This is a genomic window from Streptomyces sp. NPDC057249, from assembly GCF_042669245.1.
Classification (GTDB): domain Bacteria; phylum Actinomycetota; class Actinomycetes; order Streptomycetales; family Streptomycetaceae; genus Streptomyces.
The window spans coordinates 212,302-228,286 of the sequence record NZ_JBHUXS010000013.1 but is presented as its reverse complement, the minus strand read 5'-3'; the positions used below and the strand labels follow the sequence as shown (position 1 = coordinate 228,286).

General features: G+C 70.3%; 18 protein-coding genes and 1 pseudogene. 14 read left to right on the top strand and 5 right to left on the bottom strand.

The annotated features are described in order from the left end of the window. The first annotated feature begins 72 nt into the window (after positions 1 to 72). The 9 genes from ACFUJY_RS24355 (at position 73) to ACFUJY_RS24315 (ending at position 5,258) form a co-directional block, all read left to right on the top strand. Positions 73 to 507: an ATP-binding protein gene (locus tag ACFUJY_RS24355; protein ID WP_383303199.1), complete on the top strand. Its 435-nt coding sequence runs from the start codon at positions 73 to 75 to the stop codon at positions 505 to 507. A gap of 9 nt (positions 508 to 516) precedes the next feature. After that, the gene (locus tag ACFUJY_RS24350) at positions 517 to 693 is read left to right on the top strand and encodes a hypothetical protein (RefSeq protein ID WP_383303229.1); all 177 of its coding nucleotides are present in this window, start codon (positions 517 to 519) and stop codon (positions 691 to 693) included. A gap of 311 nt (positions 694 to 1,004) precedes the next feature. Then, positions 1,005 to 1,283 carry a hypothetical protein gene (locus ACFUJY_RS24345; RefSeq protein WP_383303197.1) on the top strand — a complete coding sequence of 93 codons (279 nt, stop codon included), beginning with the start codon at positions 1,005 to 1,007 and terminating at the stop codon, positions 1,281 to 1,283. Further along, positions 1,240 to 1,794, top strand: a complete 555-nt coding sequence (locus ACFUJY_RS24340) for a DUF6879 family protein (RefSeq protein WP_383303195.1) — start codon at positions 1,240 to 1,242, stop codon at positions 1,792 to 1,794. The genes ACFUJY_RS24345 and ACFUJY_RS24340 overlap by 44 nt, the downstream gene beginning before the upstream one ends. Positions 1,795 to 1,804: 10 nt before the next feature. After that, positions 1,805 to 2,653, top strand: coding sequence for a helix-turn-helix domain-containing protein (locus ACFUJY_RS24335; RefSeq protein WP_383303192.1), 849 nt, complete (start codon positions 1,805 to 1,807; stop codon positions 2,651 to 2,653). 121 nt (positions 2,654 to 2,774) lie between these two features. Then, positions 2,775 to 3,176 (top strand): hypothetical protein, encoded by a 402-nt coding sequence (locus tag ACFUJY_RS24330; protein WP_383303190.1) that lies wholly within the window; start codon positions 2,775 to 2,777, stop codon positions 3,174 to 3,176. Further along, entirely contained in the window at positions 3,173 to 3,868 is a 696-nt protein-coding gene (locus ACFUJY_RS24325) for a DUF6875 domain-containing protein (RefSeq protein ID WP_383303188.1), read from the top strand. Before ACFUJY_RS24330 ends, ACFUJY_RS24325 begins: the two co-directional genes overlap by 4 nt. Further along, positions 3,784 to 4,668, top strand: coding sequence for a protein kinase (locus ACFUJY_RS24320; protein WP_383303185.1), 885 nt, complete (start codon positions 3,784 to 3,786; stop codon positions 4,666 to 4,668). Before ACFUJY_RS24325 ends, ACFUJY_RS24320 begins: the two co-directional genes overlap by 85 nt. Beyond that, positions 4,662 to 5,258 carry a GNAT family N-acetyltransferase gene (locus tag ACFUJY_RS24315; RefSeq protein ID WP_383303182.1) on the top strand — a complete coding sequence of 199 codons (597 nt, stop codon included), beginning with the start codon at positions 4,662 to 4,664 and terminating at the stop codon, positions 5,256 to 5,258. Before ACFUJY_RS24320 ends, ACFUJY_RS24315 begins: the two co-directional genes overlap by 7 nt. Here the strand turns inward: ACFUJY_RS24315 and ACFUJY_RS24310 are convergent. Continuing rightward, entirely contained in the window at positions 5,185 to 5,790 is a 606-nt protein-coding gene (locus ACFUJY_RS24310; RefSeq protein WP_383303179.1) for a dihydrofolate reductase family protein, read from the bottom strand. The genes ACFUJY_RS24315 and ACFUJY_RS24310 overlap by 74 nt on opposite strands. A 47-nt stretch (positions 5,791 to 5,837) precedes the next feature. Continuing rightward, entirely contained in the window at positions 5,838 to 6,410 is a 573-nt protein-coding gene (locus ACFUJY_RS24305; protein ID WP_383303176.1) for a dihydrofolate reductase family protein, read from the bottom strand. A gap of 113 nt (positions 6,411 to 6,523) precedes the next feature. On the opposite strand from ACFUJY_RS24305, the gene ACFUJY_RS24300 reads away from it, so the two are divergent. Then, positions 6,524 to 7,108, top strand: a complete 585-nt coding sequence (locus ACFUJY_RS24300; protein ID WP_383303174.1) for a DinB family protein — start codon at positions 6,524 to 6,526, stop codon at positions 7,106 to 7,108. Positions 7,109 to 7,293: 185 nt separating this feature from the next. Further along, entirely contained in the window at positions 7,294 to 7,923 is a 630-nt protein-coding gene (locus ACFUJY_RS24295; RefSeq protein ID WP_383303171.1) for a LysE/ArgO family amino acid transporter, read from the top strand. 47 nt (positions 7,924 to 7,970) lie between these two features. On the opposite strand, the gene ACFUJY_RS24290 is transcribed toward ACFUJY_RS24295, so the two are convergent. Then, positions 7,971 to 8,903, bottom strand: coding sequence for an RNA polymerase sigma-70 factor (locus ACFUJY_RS24290; RefSeq protein WP_383303169.1), 933 nt, complete (start codon positions 8,901 to 8,903; stop codon positions 7,971 to 7,973). A gap of 28 nt (positions 8,904 to 8,931) precedes the next feature. Then, on the bottom strand, positions 8,932 to 9,405 hold the full coding sequence (locus tag ACFUJY_RS24285; RefSeq protein ID WP_383303167.1) for a carboxymuconolactone decarboxylase family protein: 474 nt from the start codon (positions 9,403 to 9,405) through the stop codon (positions 8,932 to 8,934). A gap of 590 nt (positions 9,406 to 9,995) precedes the next feature. Here ACFUJY_RS24285 and ACFUJY_RS24280 point away from each other — a divergent pair. From ACFUJY_RS24280 to ACFUJY_RS24270, 3 genes and pseudogenes are all read left to right on the top strand, one after another. Continuing rightward, positions 9,996 to 10,667, top strand: coding sequence for a hypothetical protein (locus tag ACFUJY_RS24280; protein WP_383303164.1), 672 nt, complete (start codon positions 9,996 to 9,998; stop codon positions 10,665 to 10,667). Positions 10,668 to 10,736: 69 nt separating this feature from the next. Continuing rightward, positions 10,737 to 11,207: a hypothetical protein gene (locus tag ACFUJY_RS24275; protein WP_383303161.1), complete on the top strand. Its 471-nt coding sequence runs from the start codon at positions 10,737 to 10,739 to the stop codon at positions 11,205 to 11,207. A 238-nt stretch (positions 11,208 to 11,445) separates the two neighbouring features. Further along, positions 11,446 to 12,579: pseudogene (locus ACFUJY_RS24270) on the top strand (MFS transporter); the annotation flags it as partial. 10 nt (positions 12,580 to 12,589) lie between these two features. On the opposite strand, the gene ACFUJY_RS24265 reads toward ACFUJY_RS24270, so the two are convergent. Further along, positions 12,590 to 15,874, bottom strand: coding sequence for a S41 family peptidase (locus ACFUJY_RS24265; protein WP_383303160.1), 3,285 nt, complete (start codon positions 15,872 to 15,874; stop codon positions 12,590 to 12,592). Between the last annotated feature and the right edge of the window lie 111 nt (positions 15,875 to 15,985).

Genomic DNA, 15,985 nt, shown 5'->3' with positions numbered 1-15,985 from the left:
AGTCGACGTGCTCTGGGCGATGCTGCGTGACAAGAGGCTGTTCACCTCCGCCCCACCGGTCACGCAGACGGCTTGACTTCATCATTGAGATTCCTGGCGGTCCCGCAGGCCGTGCCGGAGGTACGGCAGATACTGCGGGAACGGTTCGACGGCGACGAGGCGGGCGATCTCCTGCTGTGCGTCAGCGAGTTGCTGGCCAACGTGATCACCCACGTGGGGGAGCGCACGCCGGTGTCGCTACGAGTGAGCGCGACGCCCTCGGGCCGCGTACGGATCGCGGTGAGCGACCCCGCGGCGGCGATCTGGCCGGTCCTCCGGGAGACCGGCCCGGAGGGCACGTCGGGCCGAGGCCTCCAACTGCTGGACGCGCTCGCCCTGCGGTGGGGCGTGGAGCAGGCCCCGTACCGCAAGACGGTCTGGTGCGAACTGCGTGCCCCGGGAAGCCGGGCGGGCCTCCGGCCCGACCGGGCGGCGGCACCGGCATATGGACGCTCAGGACGCCTGTGAGGCACGGTCATGGCCCTGCGCGGGGACTCGGTGCCGACTCTCCCGTTGCTCACCCGCCTGGCCAAGGCCCTGGACGCGTCCTTGACGATCGACCTCGACCACGACACCTCGGCCTTCACCTTCACTCCGCACGGAAGCCGCGAGCCGGAAGCGGGGCGCGGCAGCGAATGGGGATCGGAGGCCTGAGGGACCGCTCCGGCCCCTGCCGGAGCTGCGGTAGAGGCCAGGACCGTGCCGCCCTTGTAGCCCGCGACCGTGACCGACTCCGAGGCGTCGCCGGGCTCGCGCATCAGTCCGTTTGCTGCGCAGCCCTGGACCACCAAGAACCACATCTGGGCGTCCTGGTCGTCATCGCCCGGACGCGGCGTGCCCGGGTATTCCGGTGAATTCGTGCGAACCCTCAGCCCGTGCCTGTTCCGGGACGCACCCTTGACGAGGGGCTCGGCCTGCGGGACGGTCTGTGCAACTAAGCGCAACCAACTCAAGGGGAGCACGTGATGACGTTACGGTTCGTCGGGATCGACCCGAACACTGGCGGCGAGGGGTCACCGACGGTGTGGGTGGAAGAGGAGAGCGCGGACCTGGTCCTCCAGAGTGAGGAAGCCGACGTACTCCTCAAGGCCCTGGTCGGCTCAACCGAGTGGGTGGCCGGCCACAAGACCGGGATCCCGCCGCATGAGCGGGTGATTCGGTTCCCGTTCCGCATGGTGCAGATTCTGAGGGAGGCGTGCGATGCCGCTGAACGCGCAGCAGCTGAACACCGCGACGTTCGCTGAGCTGCTCGCCGACACCCGCCGCACGGCTTTCCACCTGGAGATGCGCGACGTGTACGCCGTCGGCGACGAGGCGGACGACTACGCCGCTTTCCTGCGTACCGGCGTCCCGAATCTTGACCCGGCTCGGTCGTTCTGGCCCCAGTGGATGCCGCTCGTGAAGGACGCGGTCGCCCGCGGCGTGGTCATGCGCCGCGCACGGATCGTCTCCGAGCCGGTCACCGACTACATCCGCTACGAGCACGCCATCACCCCGCTCAACCTCCGGACCGGAGAAGACGTGCGCTGGCTGCCCCGCCGCAGCGCGAGCGACATCGCGCTGCCCGGCAACGACTTCTGGCTCCTGGACGGCCGACTCGTGCAGTTCCACCACTTCACCGGCACCGGCGACTGGGCATCGGACGGCAAGGAGCGCACCACCGACCCGGCCGCCGTCGCGCTGTGCCAGGCCGCCTTCGAGGCAGTCTGGGAGCGCGGCATCCCGCACGCGAAGTACACCGTCCGGGCCCACTGAGTAGAGCATCGTGAGCGTATCCCCCTCGTCCAGTGCACAGGCGGCCCGTCAGGCGCTGGCCTTGCGCTTGCAGCACCTGCGCAAGGACGCCGGCCTCACCGGAAAGGACCTCTCCGCCCAGTGCGGCTGGCACCCTGCGAAGACCACCCGCATCCAGAAGGGCGATGCCTCGCCCTCCGACGCGGACATCCGCGCCTGGTGCGCCGCGTGCGACGCGGACGACCAGGCCGACGACCTCATCGCCACCGCCCGCGCCGTCGATTCCATGTACCTGGAGTGGCGCCGCCTGCACAAGGACGGGATGCGCAAGGTTCAGCAGGACTGGAACGCTCTGCACGAACAGACCCGCGTCTGCCGGGTCTACGTTTCCAACGTCCCGCCCGGCTTCTTCCAGACACCTGGCTTCGCCACCGCCCTCATGGAGCAGATCACCGCCTTCCAAGGCACCCCCAACGACGTGGCCGAAGCCGTCGCCGCCCGCGTCGCGCGCTCCCGGTTCCTCTACGAGGGCGGCCACCGCTACGTCGTCCTCATCGAGGAATCCGTCCTGCGCTACCGCACCGCCGACCCCGACGCGATGCGCGGGCAACTGCGCCACCTCCTGGCGGTCATGCCGCTCGCCTCCGTCTCGCTCGGGATCATTCCGTTCACCGCGCAACGCACCGTGTGGCCGCTGGAGGCGTTCTACCTCCACGACGACACCACCGTCGTGGTGGAGACGTTGACGGCGGAGATCAAGGTCAAACAGCCGCGCGAGCTCGCCGATTACGCCAAGGCGTTCACCGGCCTGGCGAAGATGGCCGTCCACGGCGACGCGGCCCGCAACCTCATCCGGGCTGCGATTGATGCCCTGGAGTGAAGCTCCGCAATTACCTGCAATCTTGTTGGCCTGGACCGGTGGCATCCGTAGCGTCGAAGCACTGCACCCGTTCCCATCCGAGATGGGGCGAGCACCGCTCGACACCGAGAGGGGCACCACCATGAGCAATGCAACGACCGAACTGCGCCGGTTCCTGACCATCACCGGCCAACGTTTCAAGAACGGCCAGAGTGCACCCGAGATGTTCTCCCCGGCTGTGGACAAGGCGTGGCACGACCTGCTCGGTACCCCGGACTACGAGGCCCTGTGCCTGGAGAGCGCAGGCCGGCCGATCCGCCACGTCGCGAACAACGGCCACGGGCCGATCGCCTGGGTCACCGCGTACGAGGAGGCGTACGGGCCGTTGCCGGCGATCTGGTTCACCGACGTCGACGGCAACGTCGATCAGGCCGCCATCGCCCGTTACCGGGAGAGCGGCATCGTGGTCGCGGAGTGGGACTGCGGTCCCGCCGGCGGCGACGGCGACATCGCGCCAGACCAGCCGGAGATCGCCCGCCGGTGATCGCCAGCCGCAGCGCAGCGACCCGGCCCACCGCCGGGGCGCTGCGCCTCGTCGAGGCCGGCACCACCCGACCCCGCTCCGTGGATATCGGTGCCTACTCACGCCAAATGACCGCCCACTGCCCCTACCTGGCGCCCTCCCTCCAGCGGGGCCTGACGACCTGGACGGTTTACCGCGCCGACGGCGACGCCGAAGCCGTCCAGGCGGAGCTCTTCCACGCGGGCGCCCAGGCAGCGGAGCGGCTGCGGCCTTTGCTCAACAGGCGCCACGGCCTTTTGCGGTGCGAGAACACCGTCATGCTGGGGGAGGTTCCCGGCGCTGGGCACCGTGATCTGCTGGCCTGGCCGCACTGGGTTCTGAAGAACCTCTACGGGCCCGTCGGGGTGATGTTCGGCAAGTTCCACGCGGGAGAAGAGGAAGTCACCGGGGCGGGCCGCCGGATCCCAGCCGCCCCCGTCTCGTTTCTCCCCGTGCGGGCCGCTGTCCGCCGCCGCGACCCATGCTTCCTGAGTGCGACACCCGACCTGGCCGCCGCACTTGCAGGGGCCGATGACGACGGCCGCGACGTGTTCGAGCACGTCCCCACCCAGTGGAAGGACATCCGCACATGGGCCAGGACCCACCTCTCCCCGCCGAAGCCGTCGCCCTCCTCACCGGACACACAGGTACCCCCACCGCGATCCAGCTCCTGAGCGACCGGCGCGGCTCCCGGGTCTGGAAGGTCCAGGGCCCCGGAGGAGCGGTCGCGGTGAAGGCCAACAACCCCGACGCCGACAACGACCACGACAAGGCCGCAGAGATGGCCCAGGAAGACGACCACCTGCTCCGACTCACAGCTGCGGGAGCCCTCAGCCTCGACTACCGGGTGGGCGCCGGGACGTGGGAGGGCGGCCGGTGGCTGGCCGTCAACTGGATCGACGGCGCACCCCTGTGGCAGGCCTTCGCCCCGGCCCGCAGCCCAGAAGGAGACCGCGCCGCGGTCCGGTCCTGGCTCACGGGCATCGCCCGCAAGTGGACACAGCACCTCGCCCGGATGCACGCCGCCGGATGGGCGCACGCCGACGTTCAGCCCACCAACACCCTCGTCACGAACGACGGCCGGGCGGCGGTCATCGACTACGCCCTCGCCTGCGGACCCAACGACCGCCGCTCCGTTCCGTACCGGGGAGCCCTCACCCACACCACCGCCCCCGAGATTGCCACCGCGATCCTCTCCACCCCCGCCGACACCCACGTCCAGGCGCGTCCGGCCGCTGACGTCTGGAGCCTGGGCGCCTCCCTGTTCTGGTGCTGGACCGGTCACCGACCCGTCCCCTACGACGAAACCACCGACCGACCGGAGAAGCTGGCCGCCATCGCCAAGGGCGCCACCACCGCGCTGCGCGATGTCCGCCCGTGGCCGTTCCCCGCGTTCGAGGACACCGTCACCGCCTGCCTGGCCCCCGCCCCCTCCGACCGGCCCGCCGCGAAGGAACTGACCATCGCATGGTGACCCTGCGCGCCCTGCGCCCCGACGACGCGCGCGCACTCACCCGCGTCTACAGCGGCGCCTCCATCCGGCATACCACCGGCAAACCTCTTACGCTCGACCAGGCACGCGAGAAGATCCGCGCAGCCCTCGACCGAGCCGTCGAAACCCCGTGTGCGCAGTGGAGCTGGGGCATTCTCGCCGCACACGAGGTGATCGGCCTGCTCTCCCTGCGGCGACGAACCCCCGCCATGGGCACCATCAGCTACATCCTGAGAGAAGACACCTGGGGCCACGGCTACGCCACCCAGGCCGTGCGCCAGGCCGTCTCCATAGCTTTCACCACCGCCGGTCTCAACCGGCTGGAGGCCATGCACCACCCCGACAACCCCGCGTCCGGCCGCGTCCTGGCCAAAGCCGGATTCACCCGCGTCGGCACATCCGACCGGCAGACCGACCACGGAGCCGTGCCTTACGAGCTGTACGCCCTGGAGTACGACAGCGCCGAATCAGGCCCCCGATCCGCTGCGTCTGCGGCGGCTAGAAGCTGTCGTACGCAGGCCGCCCCGCAGGCCGGTAGACCGCCAGGACCGTGCCGCCCTTCGTCCCCGTGACCGTGACCGGCTCCAGGGCCGTCGGGATCGTGCCGTCCGCGAAGAGGCGTTTGCCGGTGCCGAGGATCACCGGGTGGATGGTGAGGCGGTACTCGTCCACCAGGTCCTCGCGCATCAGGGTCTGGACGAGGTCGCCGCTGCCGATGACGTTGATGTTGCGGCCCTCGGTCGCCTTGAGGCGGCGTACCGCGTCGGCGGTGTCGCCGGTCAGGAGGGTGGAGTTCTGCCAGTCCACGGACGTCAGGGTGCGGGACGCCACGTACTTGTGCATGGAGTTCATCCGTTCGGTGAACGGGTTGTCCGGGTCGGCGGTCGGCCAGTACGAGGCGAAGATGTCGTACGTCTTGCGGCCGAGGAGCATCGCGTCGGTGTCCTCGTACCAGCCGGCGATCGCCTCGCCGACGCCCTCGTCGGACGTGGGCTTCTGCCAGCCGCCGTGCGCGAAGCTGCTCTCGGGGTCCTCGTCGGGGGCGCCGGGGGCCTGCATCACGCCGTCGAGGGTCAGGAACGTGGAGACGATGATCTTGCGCATGGTGTGTGCTTCTCTCGTTGTGGGGTGGAGCGGTCGGCGCGGCGGCCTCAGCGGACGACGTCGAAGACGTTCTTCTGGATGCCGTTCGGGAACGCCTCGTGCTCCACGAGCTTCAGGTGCTGGGTGTCCTTGTCCGCCGCGCTGAACAGGCGCTTTCCGGCGCCGAGGAGCAGCGGGAAGACCAGGAGGTGGTAGCGGTCGATCAGGCCGGCGTCAGAGAGCGCGTGGTTGAGGGTGGCGCTGCCGTGGACGATGACCGGGCGCCCGTCGGTCTCCTTGAGCGCGGCGACCTCGTCCAGGGAGCGCAGGATGTGCGTCTCGCCCCAGGTGTCCACGAGGCCGTCCTCGGTGAGCGTGGTGGACACGACGTACTTGGGCATCGCCTTGTAGCCGGCGAACTCCGCCATGCCCGGCCACACCGGGCTGAACGCCTCGTAGCTGACCCGCCCCATCATGAGCGCCCCGGCCTCCTCCTGCTCCCGGCCCTTGATCTCGTACGCCTCGGGGAGGAAGTCGACGCCCTTGAAGGTCCAGCCGGAGTTCCGGTATCCGGGCTCGCCGCCGGGGGCCTCCATGACACCGTCGAGGGAGACGAAGGCGGTGCTGATGAGTGTGCGCATGATGTCCTCGGGGTAAGGGCGGCGGGTTCTACAGGGGTTCAGACTGCGCTCGGCGGGAAAAGTCATCGGTCCGGCGTTCCGGTCGGGTCCCTCCGATGGCAGAGTCGGTACGCATGATCGATGACGCGGCGAAAGACCGTCTCCACGACAACCTGCGCACCGCGCGCGAAGCCATGGTCTGGAAGCTCGACGGGCTCGGGGAGTACGACATCCGGCGTCCGCTGACCTGGACCGGGACCAATCTGCTGGGGCTCGTCAAGCACCTGTCGTTCTGGGAGGCCCGGTACTTCGGTGATGTCTTCGGCCGGCCGTTCCCCGAGTCGCTTCCCCGGTGGGACGACGACAACGAGCCGGGCAGCCGGGACATGTGGGCCGCCGAGGGGGAGACACGGGACGAGATCGTCGGCCTGTACCGCCGGGTGTGGGCGCACACCGACGCGACCATCGCCGCGCTGCCGCTGGACGCGCCCGGCCGGGTGGAGTGGTGGCGGCAGCCCGAGGTGCGGCTGTTCGACGTCATGGTGCACATGCACGGCGAGACCGCCCGGCACGCGGGCCACGCCGACATCCTGCGCGAACAGCTCGACCACGCGACGGGCCGGGTGGCCGCGTACGCCGAACCGCAGCAGGACGCGGCGTACTGGGAGGCGCACCGCGCGAAGGTGGAACGCGCGGCGAGGGCCGCCGAAGGCGCGTAACGGGGCAGCCCGGACCCGAGGGGCTGCGGCGGCCTCGAAATCGGGTTGTTCGGCCGGCCGGGCGCGGGCGAGGATCTGCCCATGACCACGACCACTGCTTCCGTGCTGCCGCTGCCCTCCTCCGCTGCCGCGGGGCGGGGTCAGCAGCAGCCCGGCCGTACGCGGAGGCCGACACCGCACCGTGCGTGAGCGCGGCCCTGGTCGCGGGGCTCCTGGCCGGCTATGGCATCGCCATGCCCGTGGGAGCGGTCGCGACCTATCTCGTGGCCCTCACCGCGCGGACCTCGTTGCGGGTCGGGATGTGTGCCGCTCTGGGGGTCGCGACCGCTGACGGCCTGTACGCACTCGTCGCCGTGATCGGCGGCTCGGCGCTGGCGCCCGTCATCCAGCCGATCACGCTGCCGCTGCGCTGGGCCTCGGCCGTGGTGCTCGTGGCGCTGGCAGGTCGGAGCGCCGTGACGGCCATCGTCCAGTACCGCAGACAGGAGCGCGTGGACCGGGACGGCCGAAGGCCGATGAGCCCGGTGCGGGCGTATGCGCAGTTGCTGGGGATCACGCTGATGAACCCGATCACCGTGATCTACTTCGCGGCGCTGGTGCTCGCCGGTCAGGGCACCACCGCGCCGGATCGCTGGAGCGAGGCCGTGTTCGTCCTGGCGGCCTTCGTGGCCTCCGCCAGTTGGCAACTCCTGCTCGCCGCGGGCGGAGCCCTGCTGGGCCGGGTCCTGACGGGCCCTCGTGGCCGTCTGGCCACCTCTCTGGTGTCCAGCGCCGTGATCGTCGGACTTGCCACCCACCTACTGGTCGCCCAGTGACGGCCGACGGGGATTTGGGCACAGAGGCCGTGCGGAGCCGCGCGGCCTCACTCGGCATGAGAGGCCCGCCTGCGCAGCGCCTTCACCTCGCGGTCCGCCTCCCACGCGTCCGCCACCGGCCCCAGGTGGCCGAGCTTGTCCGGGTTGATCACCGAGCGGACCGTCTGGATCCGCCCGTTCAGCACCTCCAGGGACAGGATGTGGAGCACGCCGCCGTCGCGCACCCGGAACAGCGCGCCCGGGCGGCCGTTGACCTCGCGGGGCTCGCAGGTGATGCCCGCCTCGGCCATGAGCGGGTAGACCGTGGCGAGCAGCCGGGCCGCGTTCTCCGCGCCCACGACGGTCCTGGCCAGCTGCGGGGCCTTGCCGCCGCCGTCGCCGACGAGCTGGACGTCGGCGGAGAGCAAACTCCGCAGCCCGTCCACGTCGCCCCGGGACAGCGCGTCGAAGAACCGGCCCGCCAGCTCCCGCTGCTCCGCGCGGTCCGCCTCGAAGCGGGGCCGCCCCTCGTGCATGTGGCGGCGGGCCCGTACGAGCAGCTGGCGGCAGGCCGCCTCGGAGCGGCCCACCGCCGCCGCGATGTCGTCGAAGCCGAAGGCGAAGACCTCCCGCAGCACGAACACCGAGCGCTCCAGCGGGCTCAGCCGTTCCAGGAGGAGCAGCGACGCCATCGACACCGAGTCCGCCAGCTCGGCGGCGCGCGCCGGGTCCGCGTACGGGTCGTCCAGCAGCGGTTCGGGCAGCCACGGGCCGACGTACTCCTCCCGTCGCACCCGGGCCGACCGCAGGACGTCGATCGCGATCCGGGTCACCGTGGTGGAGAGGAACGCCTTGACCGAATCCGGCCGGGTGGCCGAGGCGTCGTAGCGGAGCCAGGTCTCCTGGACGGCGTCCTCCGCCTCGGCGACGCTGCCCAGGATGCGGTACGCGATCGAGAACAGCAGCCCGCGCAGCTCCTCGAACTCCTCGGCCCTGCCCATGCGCGTTCCTCTCCCTCGCCGCTACCGCTCAGTGGAACTGTCCGGGCTCGTAGTCGCCCGCCGGCTGCTGCGTGATGATGTTCAGCCGGTTCACCGCGTTCATGAACGAGACCAGCATGACGAGCGCGGTCAGCTGCTCCTCGTCGTACAGCTCGGCCGCCCTCGCCCACGTCTCGTCGTCCACGCCGGTCCCGGCGTCGGCCGTGCGCGTGCCCTGCTCGGCGAAGGCGAGGGCCGCGCGCTCGGCGTCGGTGAAGACGGTGGCCTCCCGCCAGACCGCGACGAGATTCAGCCGCACCGCGCTCTCCCCGGCCGCGACGGCGTCCTTGGTGTGCATGTCGACGCAGGCCGCGCAGCCGTTGATCTGGCTGACGCGGAGGGCGACGAGCTCCTGTGTGGCGTCGGGCAGCGGCAGGTCCTTCACCTCCCGGCCGCACGCCATGAAGTACTTGAGCGCCTTGCCGGCGACCGGGTTGGTGAAGTAGTTGAGGCGAGCGTTCACGGTGTGCTCCTCGGGATCGCTGTGGTGCGTTCATTCCCGGGACGAGACGGCGGACGGGGCTGTGACATAGGGGTGCACGGTGTGATGCACGTCTCGTGCGCTACTCCAGTCGTACGCGTATGGCCTCGGCGGCCCAGTAGAGCGCGGGCCCAGGCTCTCCGGGGCGAACCAGCCGTTGATCACCGCAAGCAGCTGTACGTACCGCTCACGGCAGGGGGCGTCGAGGCGCCGGAGCCGGGGAGGAGCCCGTCGACACGGGCGTGCTCGGCGGTGAAGCCGCATCGGGGATCCCAGCTGTTGATCGCTGCGCGGCATGACTTGCCTCCACCTCACGTCGCTCAGGCCAGTGGGCTGCAAGGTTCCGTGTGCAAACGAAGGTGTAGTGCTGCGGATCAGCCAGGGTGGCCGAAAAAGCCATCATTTACGGGCGCGACAACGCTGTCTTTGGCGGATCACCTCAGGTTCAGCTCAATTGGATCGCATGGGTGTGCCGAGCTGTGCTCTGATCGCTGTCAGCTCCGAACGGGGTTCAACATCATTCCAGGGGGGACATGATGAGATCTGCACGGGCGATAGGCCTTATCGCGGCAATGATCGTTGTCGGAAGCGCGGCGCCTGCCATTGCCGACGACAGTGGTCCGTCTCTTCGGATAGCTCCGGGGGCGCAAACCGAATCGGTCACGGTGTCTGGTCCGGGTGAGGCTCAAGGACCGGATCCCGAAATTATTGAAGGTGTGGAAGAAGACGTGCCTCTGGAAGAGGACTTGCCCCTTCCGGGTGAGGTCGATGGACCGCAACTAGACGACAACGAGGCGTCCGAGGTGTCTGCGTCCGGAGGTGACCGATGTGTGGCGCGAGGCTTTTTCCACATCAGTAGGAACCTCAAGAACACCATGGCCGTCAAGTACCACGTGGTTGCACGAAACAAGAAGGACTACTCCATCTCCTTCAAGTTCACTTCGAAGAAATCGGGCACGACGACCATCGGTGCTTCGGTGACGGTCAGCGGAGAAACCAAGGTCATGCTGCTCGGAGCCATCAAGGTAGAGGTAAACGCCAGTGTGGAGAAGTCCTGGACCTCTGAGTTGGGGGTAGAGGTTTCCGGAAAGGTGAAGGCGCACTCGGCGGTGTTCGGTGACTACGGAATCATGAAAGAAAATATTTCCGGGTACACGGCCTACCGTTACAGCAATTGTACGGTGGGCCAGAAGAAGAACATGACGGTTTGGGCGCCCTATCGTGAGGGTTGGACCATCAGTTGATCACGCATCAACGGGCCCAGCCCTTCGGGCTGGGCCCGTTTCACCTCGACCGACCTCGTGGAGGCTGCTATGAATCGAATTTCCCCGGCCTTGACCGTCGCTGCAGCCGTTCTCCTCGCGGCCGGGTGCAGCAGCAGCGGGCAGGATGAGTCCGCAGTGCGCAAGTACCCGTCCGGTGGCGCGTCCGACAGCCGGAGCAGTGAGGGGAAGCGGGTCGCTCCGAGCGAGGGCGGTCTGAAGGTACCAGCGCATGCTGAGGTGCTGGTACCTGAGACGTCCGGGTCCTCGGACCTCGATCTGAAGCGCTTTACGCCGAAGCCGGGCACCTACACGATCTACGCTCGTTGCACTGGCAAGGGAAAGGTGACCATCGTCGACCTCGACCGGCCCAAGGAAGTTCCGACCCGCGTAGCCTGTGATGGTGTTGTCACAGTGGGTTGGGTCTACAGCGAGGTGGAGGCCCAGTCTCTTCGTATGCGGGTGCGGGATGGGGCCGCCACGTGGACAGTGGCAATCGTGGCCGGCGAGCATAACGTCTGAGCGAGGGGATCAGATCCTTACTTGGGCCTCGCCGGTGGCGCCGGTGAGGCCCAGCCAACCCCCGGCCGCGCCTGCACGGCCCCGCCTGGCACCATGCGCCCATGACCGCCCAGGACACATAAACTCGGGGCGAGGCCGACGGCGCGGCCGCCGGCCCAGCGGCAGCTCGGCATGACCTGGCGGGCCGTCGAGCAGTTCGCCGACGCAGCGAGGCCGGAGGACCGCGCTCAGCACGGGTGCCGTCTACGCGATCGAGTACATTCCGTTCCTGCTCCTGTCCCTGCCGGGCGGGGTGTTCGCGGACCGCTTCGACCGGCGCAGGCTGCTCGTCGGCGGTGACGTCGCCGCCGCCGCCATCGCCACGGTGCTGGCCGTCGTGGTCTCCACCGGCAGCCGTGAGCTGTGGCCGATCTACCTCGCCGCATTCCTGCTGGCCTGTGTGGAGCCGGTCTACCACCCGGCTTTCCAGAGCTTCCTGCCCGAGATCGTCCCCGAGAACCGGCTCGGACCAGCCAACAGCTGGATGCAGTCGGGCGACAACATCATGAGCATGATCGGCCCGGCCGTGGCCGGCAGCCTGGTGATGTTCCTCGGTTTCGAGACGACGATCTACGTCAACGCCGCCACCTTCGTCGTCTCGGCCGTGGCCATCCTCCTGATCCGCCCCGCGGCACCGGCCGCCGAGAAGGCCGAGCCGCGCAAGGTCCACTTCGTCGAGGACGTGAAGGTGGCGCTGCGGTACGTCTTCAGGCGCAACCGTGTCATGGCCGCCGGTTCGCTCATGTTCACCGGGACGAATCTGGCCATCTGGCTGATCCAGGCCAACTTCCTCTTCTATTTGACGACGTACCGGGACATGAGCCCGCGCGTGATCGGCTTTGTGCTGGCCGCGCAGGGTGTCGGCGCGGTCATCGGCGCGGCCGTCGCGGGGCGCCTGGTGCAGAAGTACGCCCCCGGCCGCATCCTGATCACCACCACCGCCCTGGCCGGCGTCGGCACCCTGCTGCTCATTCCCCTGCGCAGTCCGGTGTCCATCGGCGTCGTCTGGGGCCTGCTCTACGCGCTCGGCTCCGTCAACCCGGTCGCCTGGTTCACCCTGCGCCAGAAGATCGTCCCGCGCAAACTGCTCGGCCGGGTCGTCGCCACCACCCGCATGCTGGCCTTCTCGTCCATCCCCGTGGCCGCCTTCCTGGCCGGCGCGTTGGAGTCCTCGTTCCACAACATGTACGTGATCATCGCGATCGGCGGACTGTTCCGCCTGGCCATCGCGGGCCTGGCCTTTCTCTCGCCGCTGCGGACCCCCGTGGAGGGGGTGGTCGAGGACGCCGTGGCGCCGGGTCCGGCACCGGCACCCGAACAGGCCGGGCCGTGACGGTCCGGCGCTACCTCGGCGGTAGCGGGGGCCGCCTGAGGTCCGGGGCCGTGTCGTACGTGGGCGGGGTCGCCGGGGGATGGGCCGCCAGGAGGTCCAGGGCGGTGCGGACCGCGTCGTCCAGGACCGCGTAGCGGCCCTCCGCCCAGTCCAGGGGGGTGCGCAGCGCCTCCAGGTCCGGTTCGACGCCGTGGTTCTCGACGGACCAGCCGTACGTGTCGAACCAGGCGGCGTTCATCGGCACCGTGATCACCGTGCCGTCGCCCAGGCGGTGGCGGCCGGTCATGCCGACGACGCCGCCCCACGTGCGCTGGCCGACGACCGGGCCCAGCTTCAGCAGGCGGAACGCGGCCGTGATCATGTCGCCGTCGGAGGAGGTCGCCTCGTCGGCCAGGGCGACGACGGGCCCCCGGGGGGCGTTGGAGGCGTAGCTCACCGGCTGGGCGTTGCGGGTCAGGTCCCAGCCCAGGATCGTCCGGGTGAGCTTCTCCACGACCAGCTCGCTGATGTGGCCGCCGGCGTTGCCGCGTACGTCCACGATCAGCGCGGGGCGGGACACCTCCATGCGCAGGTCGCGGTTGAACTGCGCCCAGCCGGAACCGCCCATGTCGGGGATGTGGAGGTAGCCGCACCGCCCCCCGCTCAGCTCCCGGACCACCTCGCGGCGCTTGGCGACCCAGTCCTGGTAGCGCAGGGGGCGTTCGTCGACGAGGGGCACGATCGCGATGCGGCGCGACCGGCCCCCGCCCTCCGCCGGGCGGAAGGTCAGCTCGACCGTCGTGCCGCCCGCCGCCGCCAGCAGCGGGTACGGCCCGGCGACCGGGTCCACCGGGCGGCCGTCCACATGGGTCAGCACCGCCCCCTCGCGGATTCCCGTACCGGCCAGCGGGGAACGCGCCTTGGAGTCCGAGGAGTCGCCGGGCAGGATGCGCAGCAGGGTCCAGTCGCCGTCCCGGCACGCGAAGTTGGCGCCGAGCAGACCGATCGCGCGCTGGTAGTGCGGCGGGCCCTCGTTGCGGCGCGCGGGCGACACGTACGCGTGGGAGGTGCCCAGCTCGCCCAGCACCTCGCGCAGCAGGTCCGCGAACTCGTCGGGCGTGGCGACGCGTTCGACCAGGGGGCGGTACTGGTCCAGGACCGCCTGCCAGTCGATGCCGCACATGTCCGGCTCCCAGAAGTACGAGCGGGTGATGCGGCCCGCCTCGTCGTACGCCTGGCGCCACTCCGCCGCCGGGTCCACCTCGTGCAGGATGCGGCGCAGGTCCAGATAGACGGTCGAGTCGTTGTCGCCGGGCTCCGTGGCGGGGACCGCGCGCAGCTCGCCGTCGTCCATCACGACCAGCCGGGAGGAGTCGCCGCTGACCTCGAACCAGTCGAGGTGGGACACGAGTTCGGTCTTCTTCGCCTTGGCGATGTTGAAGTGCTCCAGGGTCGGCCGGCCCGACATGTCCGCCGGGTTGGCGAAGGTCTCGCCGAGCGCCCCGGAGATCGGCCAGCGCAGCCACACCAGCCCGCCGCCGCTGACCGGCGCCAGCGCGGAGTACTTCGAGGCGGAGACCGGGAACGGCGTGACCCGGCTCTCCAGGCCCTCGAACTCGACCGTGACCGTGGACCCCTCCGCCATCCCCGCCTCGGCCGAGTCGACCGGGTCCAGACCGCCCGCCGCCGGCCGGCCGTCGGGGAGCAGCGCGAAGGGGGACGGGGTCGCCGAGGAGAGCGGGACCAGGTAGGGGCGGCAGCCGAGCGGGAAGGACAGGTCGCCGGTGTGGACGTCGTACACCGGGTCGAAGCCGCGCCAGGACAGGAACGCCAGATAGCGGCCGTCGCCGGTGAAGACCGGGTTCTCGTCCTCGAAGCGGCCGTTGGTGACGTCCACGATCACCGGCTCGCCCGGGCCGCCGATCCGGGCCAGCTTGATCTTGCGCAGCGAGCGGCCGATGCCCGGGTGCGACCAGGTCAGCCAGGCGCCGTCCGGGGAGAACGCCAGATCGCGGACGGGCCCGTTGACGGACCGGATCAGTTCGGCCGGCTCGCCGGTGGACGTGTCCTCGCCGGTGTCCAGGAGCAGCAGGCGGCCGTCGTGCGCGGCGATGGCGAGGCGTTCGCCGTCCGGGTCGGAGACCATCTCCTGGACCCGGCCGATCCGGCCCCAGGCCAGGCGGCGGGTGGGGCGGTCGCCGCTGGCGCGCGGCAGCTGGGCGATCTCGACCGCGTCCTCGCCCTCCGCGTCGGTGACGTAGGCGACCTGGCCCCCGCTGCCCAGCATCTCCGGCAGCCGCACCCGTACGCCCGGGGTGTCCGAGATGGTGCGGGCGGGCCCGTCGCGGTGCGTGAGCCAGTACAGGCTGCCGCGCACCGACACGGCGCTCGCCCGGCCCGTCTCGTCCACGGACACCGCGTCCACATGGCTCGCCGCCGGCACCTGGTACGTACGCCGTCCGGAGCGCGGGCCGCCGAGCCGGACCTCCAGCTTCCGGGGCACGGCGTCGGGCGTCTCCAGGTCGTCCACGAGCCACAGCTCGCCCGCGCACTGGTAGACCACGCGGCGCCCGTCGCTCGCCGCGTGCCGGGCGTAGAACGCGTCGTGGTCGGTGTGGCGGCGCAGGTCCGTGCCGTCGGGGCGGCAGGAGTAGAGGTTGCCGACGCCCTCGTGGTCGGAGAGGAACGCGATCCGGCCGCCCACGAACATCGGGGTGTCGAGGTGGCCGCCGATGTCCGGGAGCAGCCGCTCGCCGTGCAGCCACAGCCGGCCCATGGCCCCGCCCCGGTAGCGCTTCCAGGCCGCCGGTTCGTGCGGCGGGGTGCCGGTGAGCAGCAGGGTGCGGCGCTCGCCCCCGGAGTCGGCGACCGCGATGTCGGTGACCGGGCCCCACGGGAGCTTGCCGCCGGGGCTGCCGTCGGTGGGGACGCTGTAGGCCCAGGAGAAGTAGGAGAACGGCTGGTTGTGCGAGGAGACGGCGAGGATCTGCGCCGCGTCGCCGGGGTCGGGCGTCCAGCCGCAGACCCGGGTGTCGGTGGAGCCCCAGTAGGTGAGCCGGCGGGACGGTCCGCCGGCGACCGGGGCGAGGTGGATCTCCGGGTCGAGGCTGCGCCACGACGTGTACGCGATCCGGGTCCCGTCGGGCGAGAACCGGGGATGGCCGACTCTGGTCCGGTCGACGGTGACCCGCCAGGCCCGGCCGGGGCGCTCGCCCTCGGCGGCGAGCGGGGCGACCCAGAGGTCGTCCTCGGCCGCGAAGCAGAGCAGATCCTCGTGGAGATGCGGGAACCGGAGATACGAGACATCGTCACTCACCCCCCAATGCTTTCCGCGCGCGGGGGGTGCGGCAACTCAGAGAGGCCGCTTTCTGTGGTGCGGACCACAAGCGAAACCGTTTCGTTTCGCTCGGCGCACGAGGTACCGTTC

Coding starts and splice junctions, on each gene's coding strand:
- ACFUJY_RS24340 (WP_383303195.1), top strand. CDS start 1,240: ATGCCGCTGAACGCGCAGCAGCTGAACACCGCGACGTTCGCTGAGCTG.
- ACFUJY_RS24305 (WP_383303176.1), bottom strand. CDS start 6,410: ATGCGCACACTCATCAGCACCGCCTTCGTCTCCCTCGACGGTGTCATG.
- ACFUJY_RS24330 (WP_383303190.1), top strand. CDS start 2,775: ATGAGCAATGCAACGACCGAACTGCGCCGGTTCCTGACCATCACCGGC.
- ACFUJY_RS24310 (WP_383303179.1), bottom strand. CDS start 5,790: ATGCGCAAGATCATCGTCTCCACGTTCCTGACCCTCGACGGCGTGATG.
- ACFUJY_RS24280 (WP_383303164.1), top strand. CDS start 9,996: ATGATCGTTGTCGGAAGCGCGGCGCCTGCCATTGCCGACGACAGTGGT.
- ACFUJY_RS24275 (WP_383303161.1), top strand. CDS start 10,737: ATGAATCGAATTTCCCCGGCCTTGACCGTCGCTGCAGCCGTTCTCCTC.
- ACFUJY_RS24290 (WP_383303169.1), bottom strand. CDS start 8,903: ATGGGCAGGGCCGAGGAGTTCGAGGAGCTGCGCGGGCTGCTGTTCTCG.
- ACFUJY_RS24345 (WP_383303197.1), top strand. CDS start 1,005: ATGACGTTACGGTTCGTCGGGATCGACCCGAACACTGGCGGCGAGGGG.
- ACFUJY_RS24350 (WP_383303229.1), top strand. CDS start 517: ATGGCCCTGCGCGGGGACTCGGTGCCGACTCTCCCGTTGCTCACCCGC.
- ACFUJY_RS24300 (WP_383303174.1), top strand. CDS start 6,524: ATGATCGATGACGCGGCGAAAGACCGTCTCCACGACAACCTGCGCACC.
- ACFUJY_RS24315 (WP_383303182.1), top strand. CDS start 4,662: ATGGTGACCCTGCGCGCCCTGCGCCCCGACGACGCGCGCGCACTCACC.
- ACFUJY_RS24320 (WP_383303185.1), top strand. CDS start 3,784: ATGGGCCAGGACCCACCTCTCCCCGCCGAAGCCGTCGCCCTCCTCACC.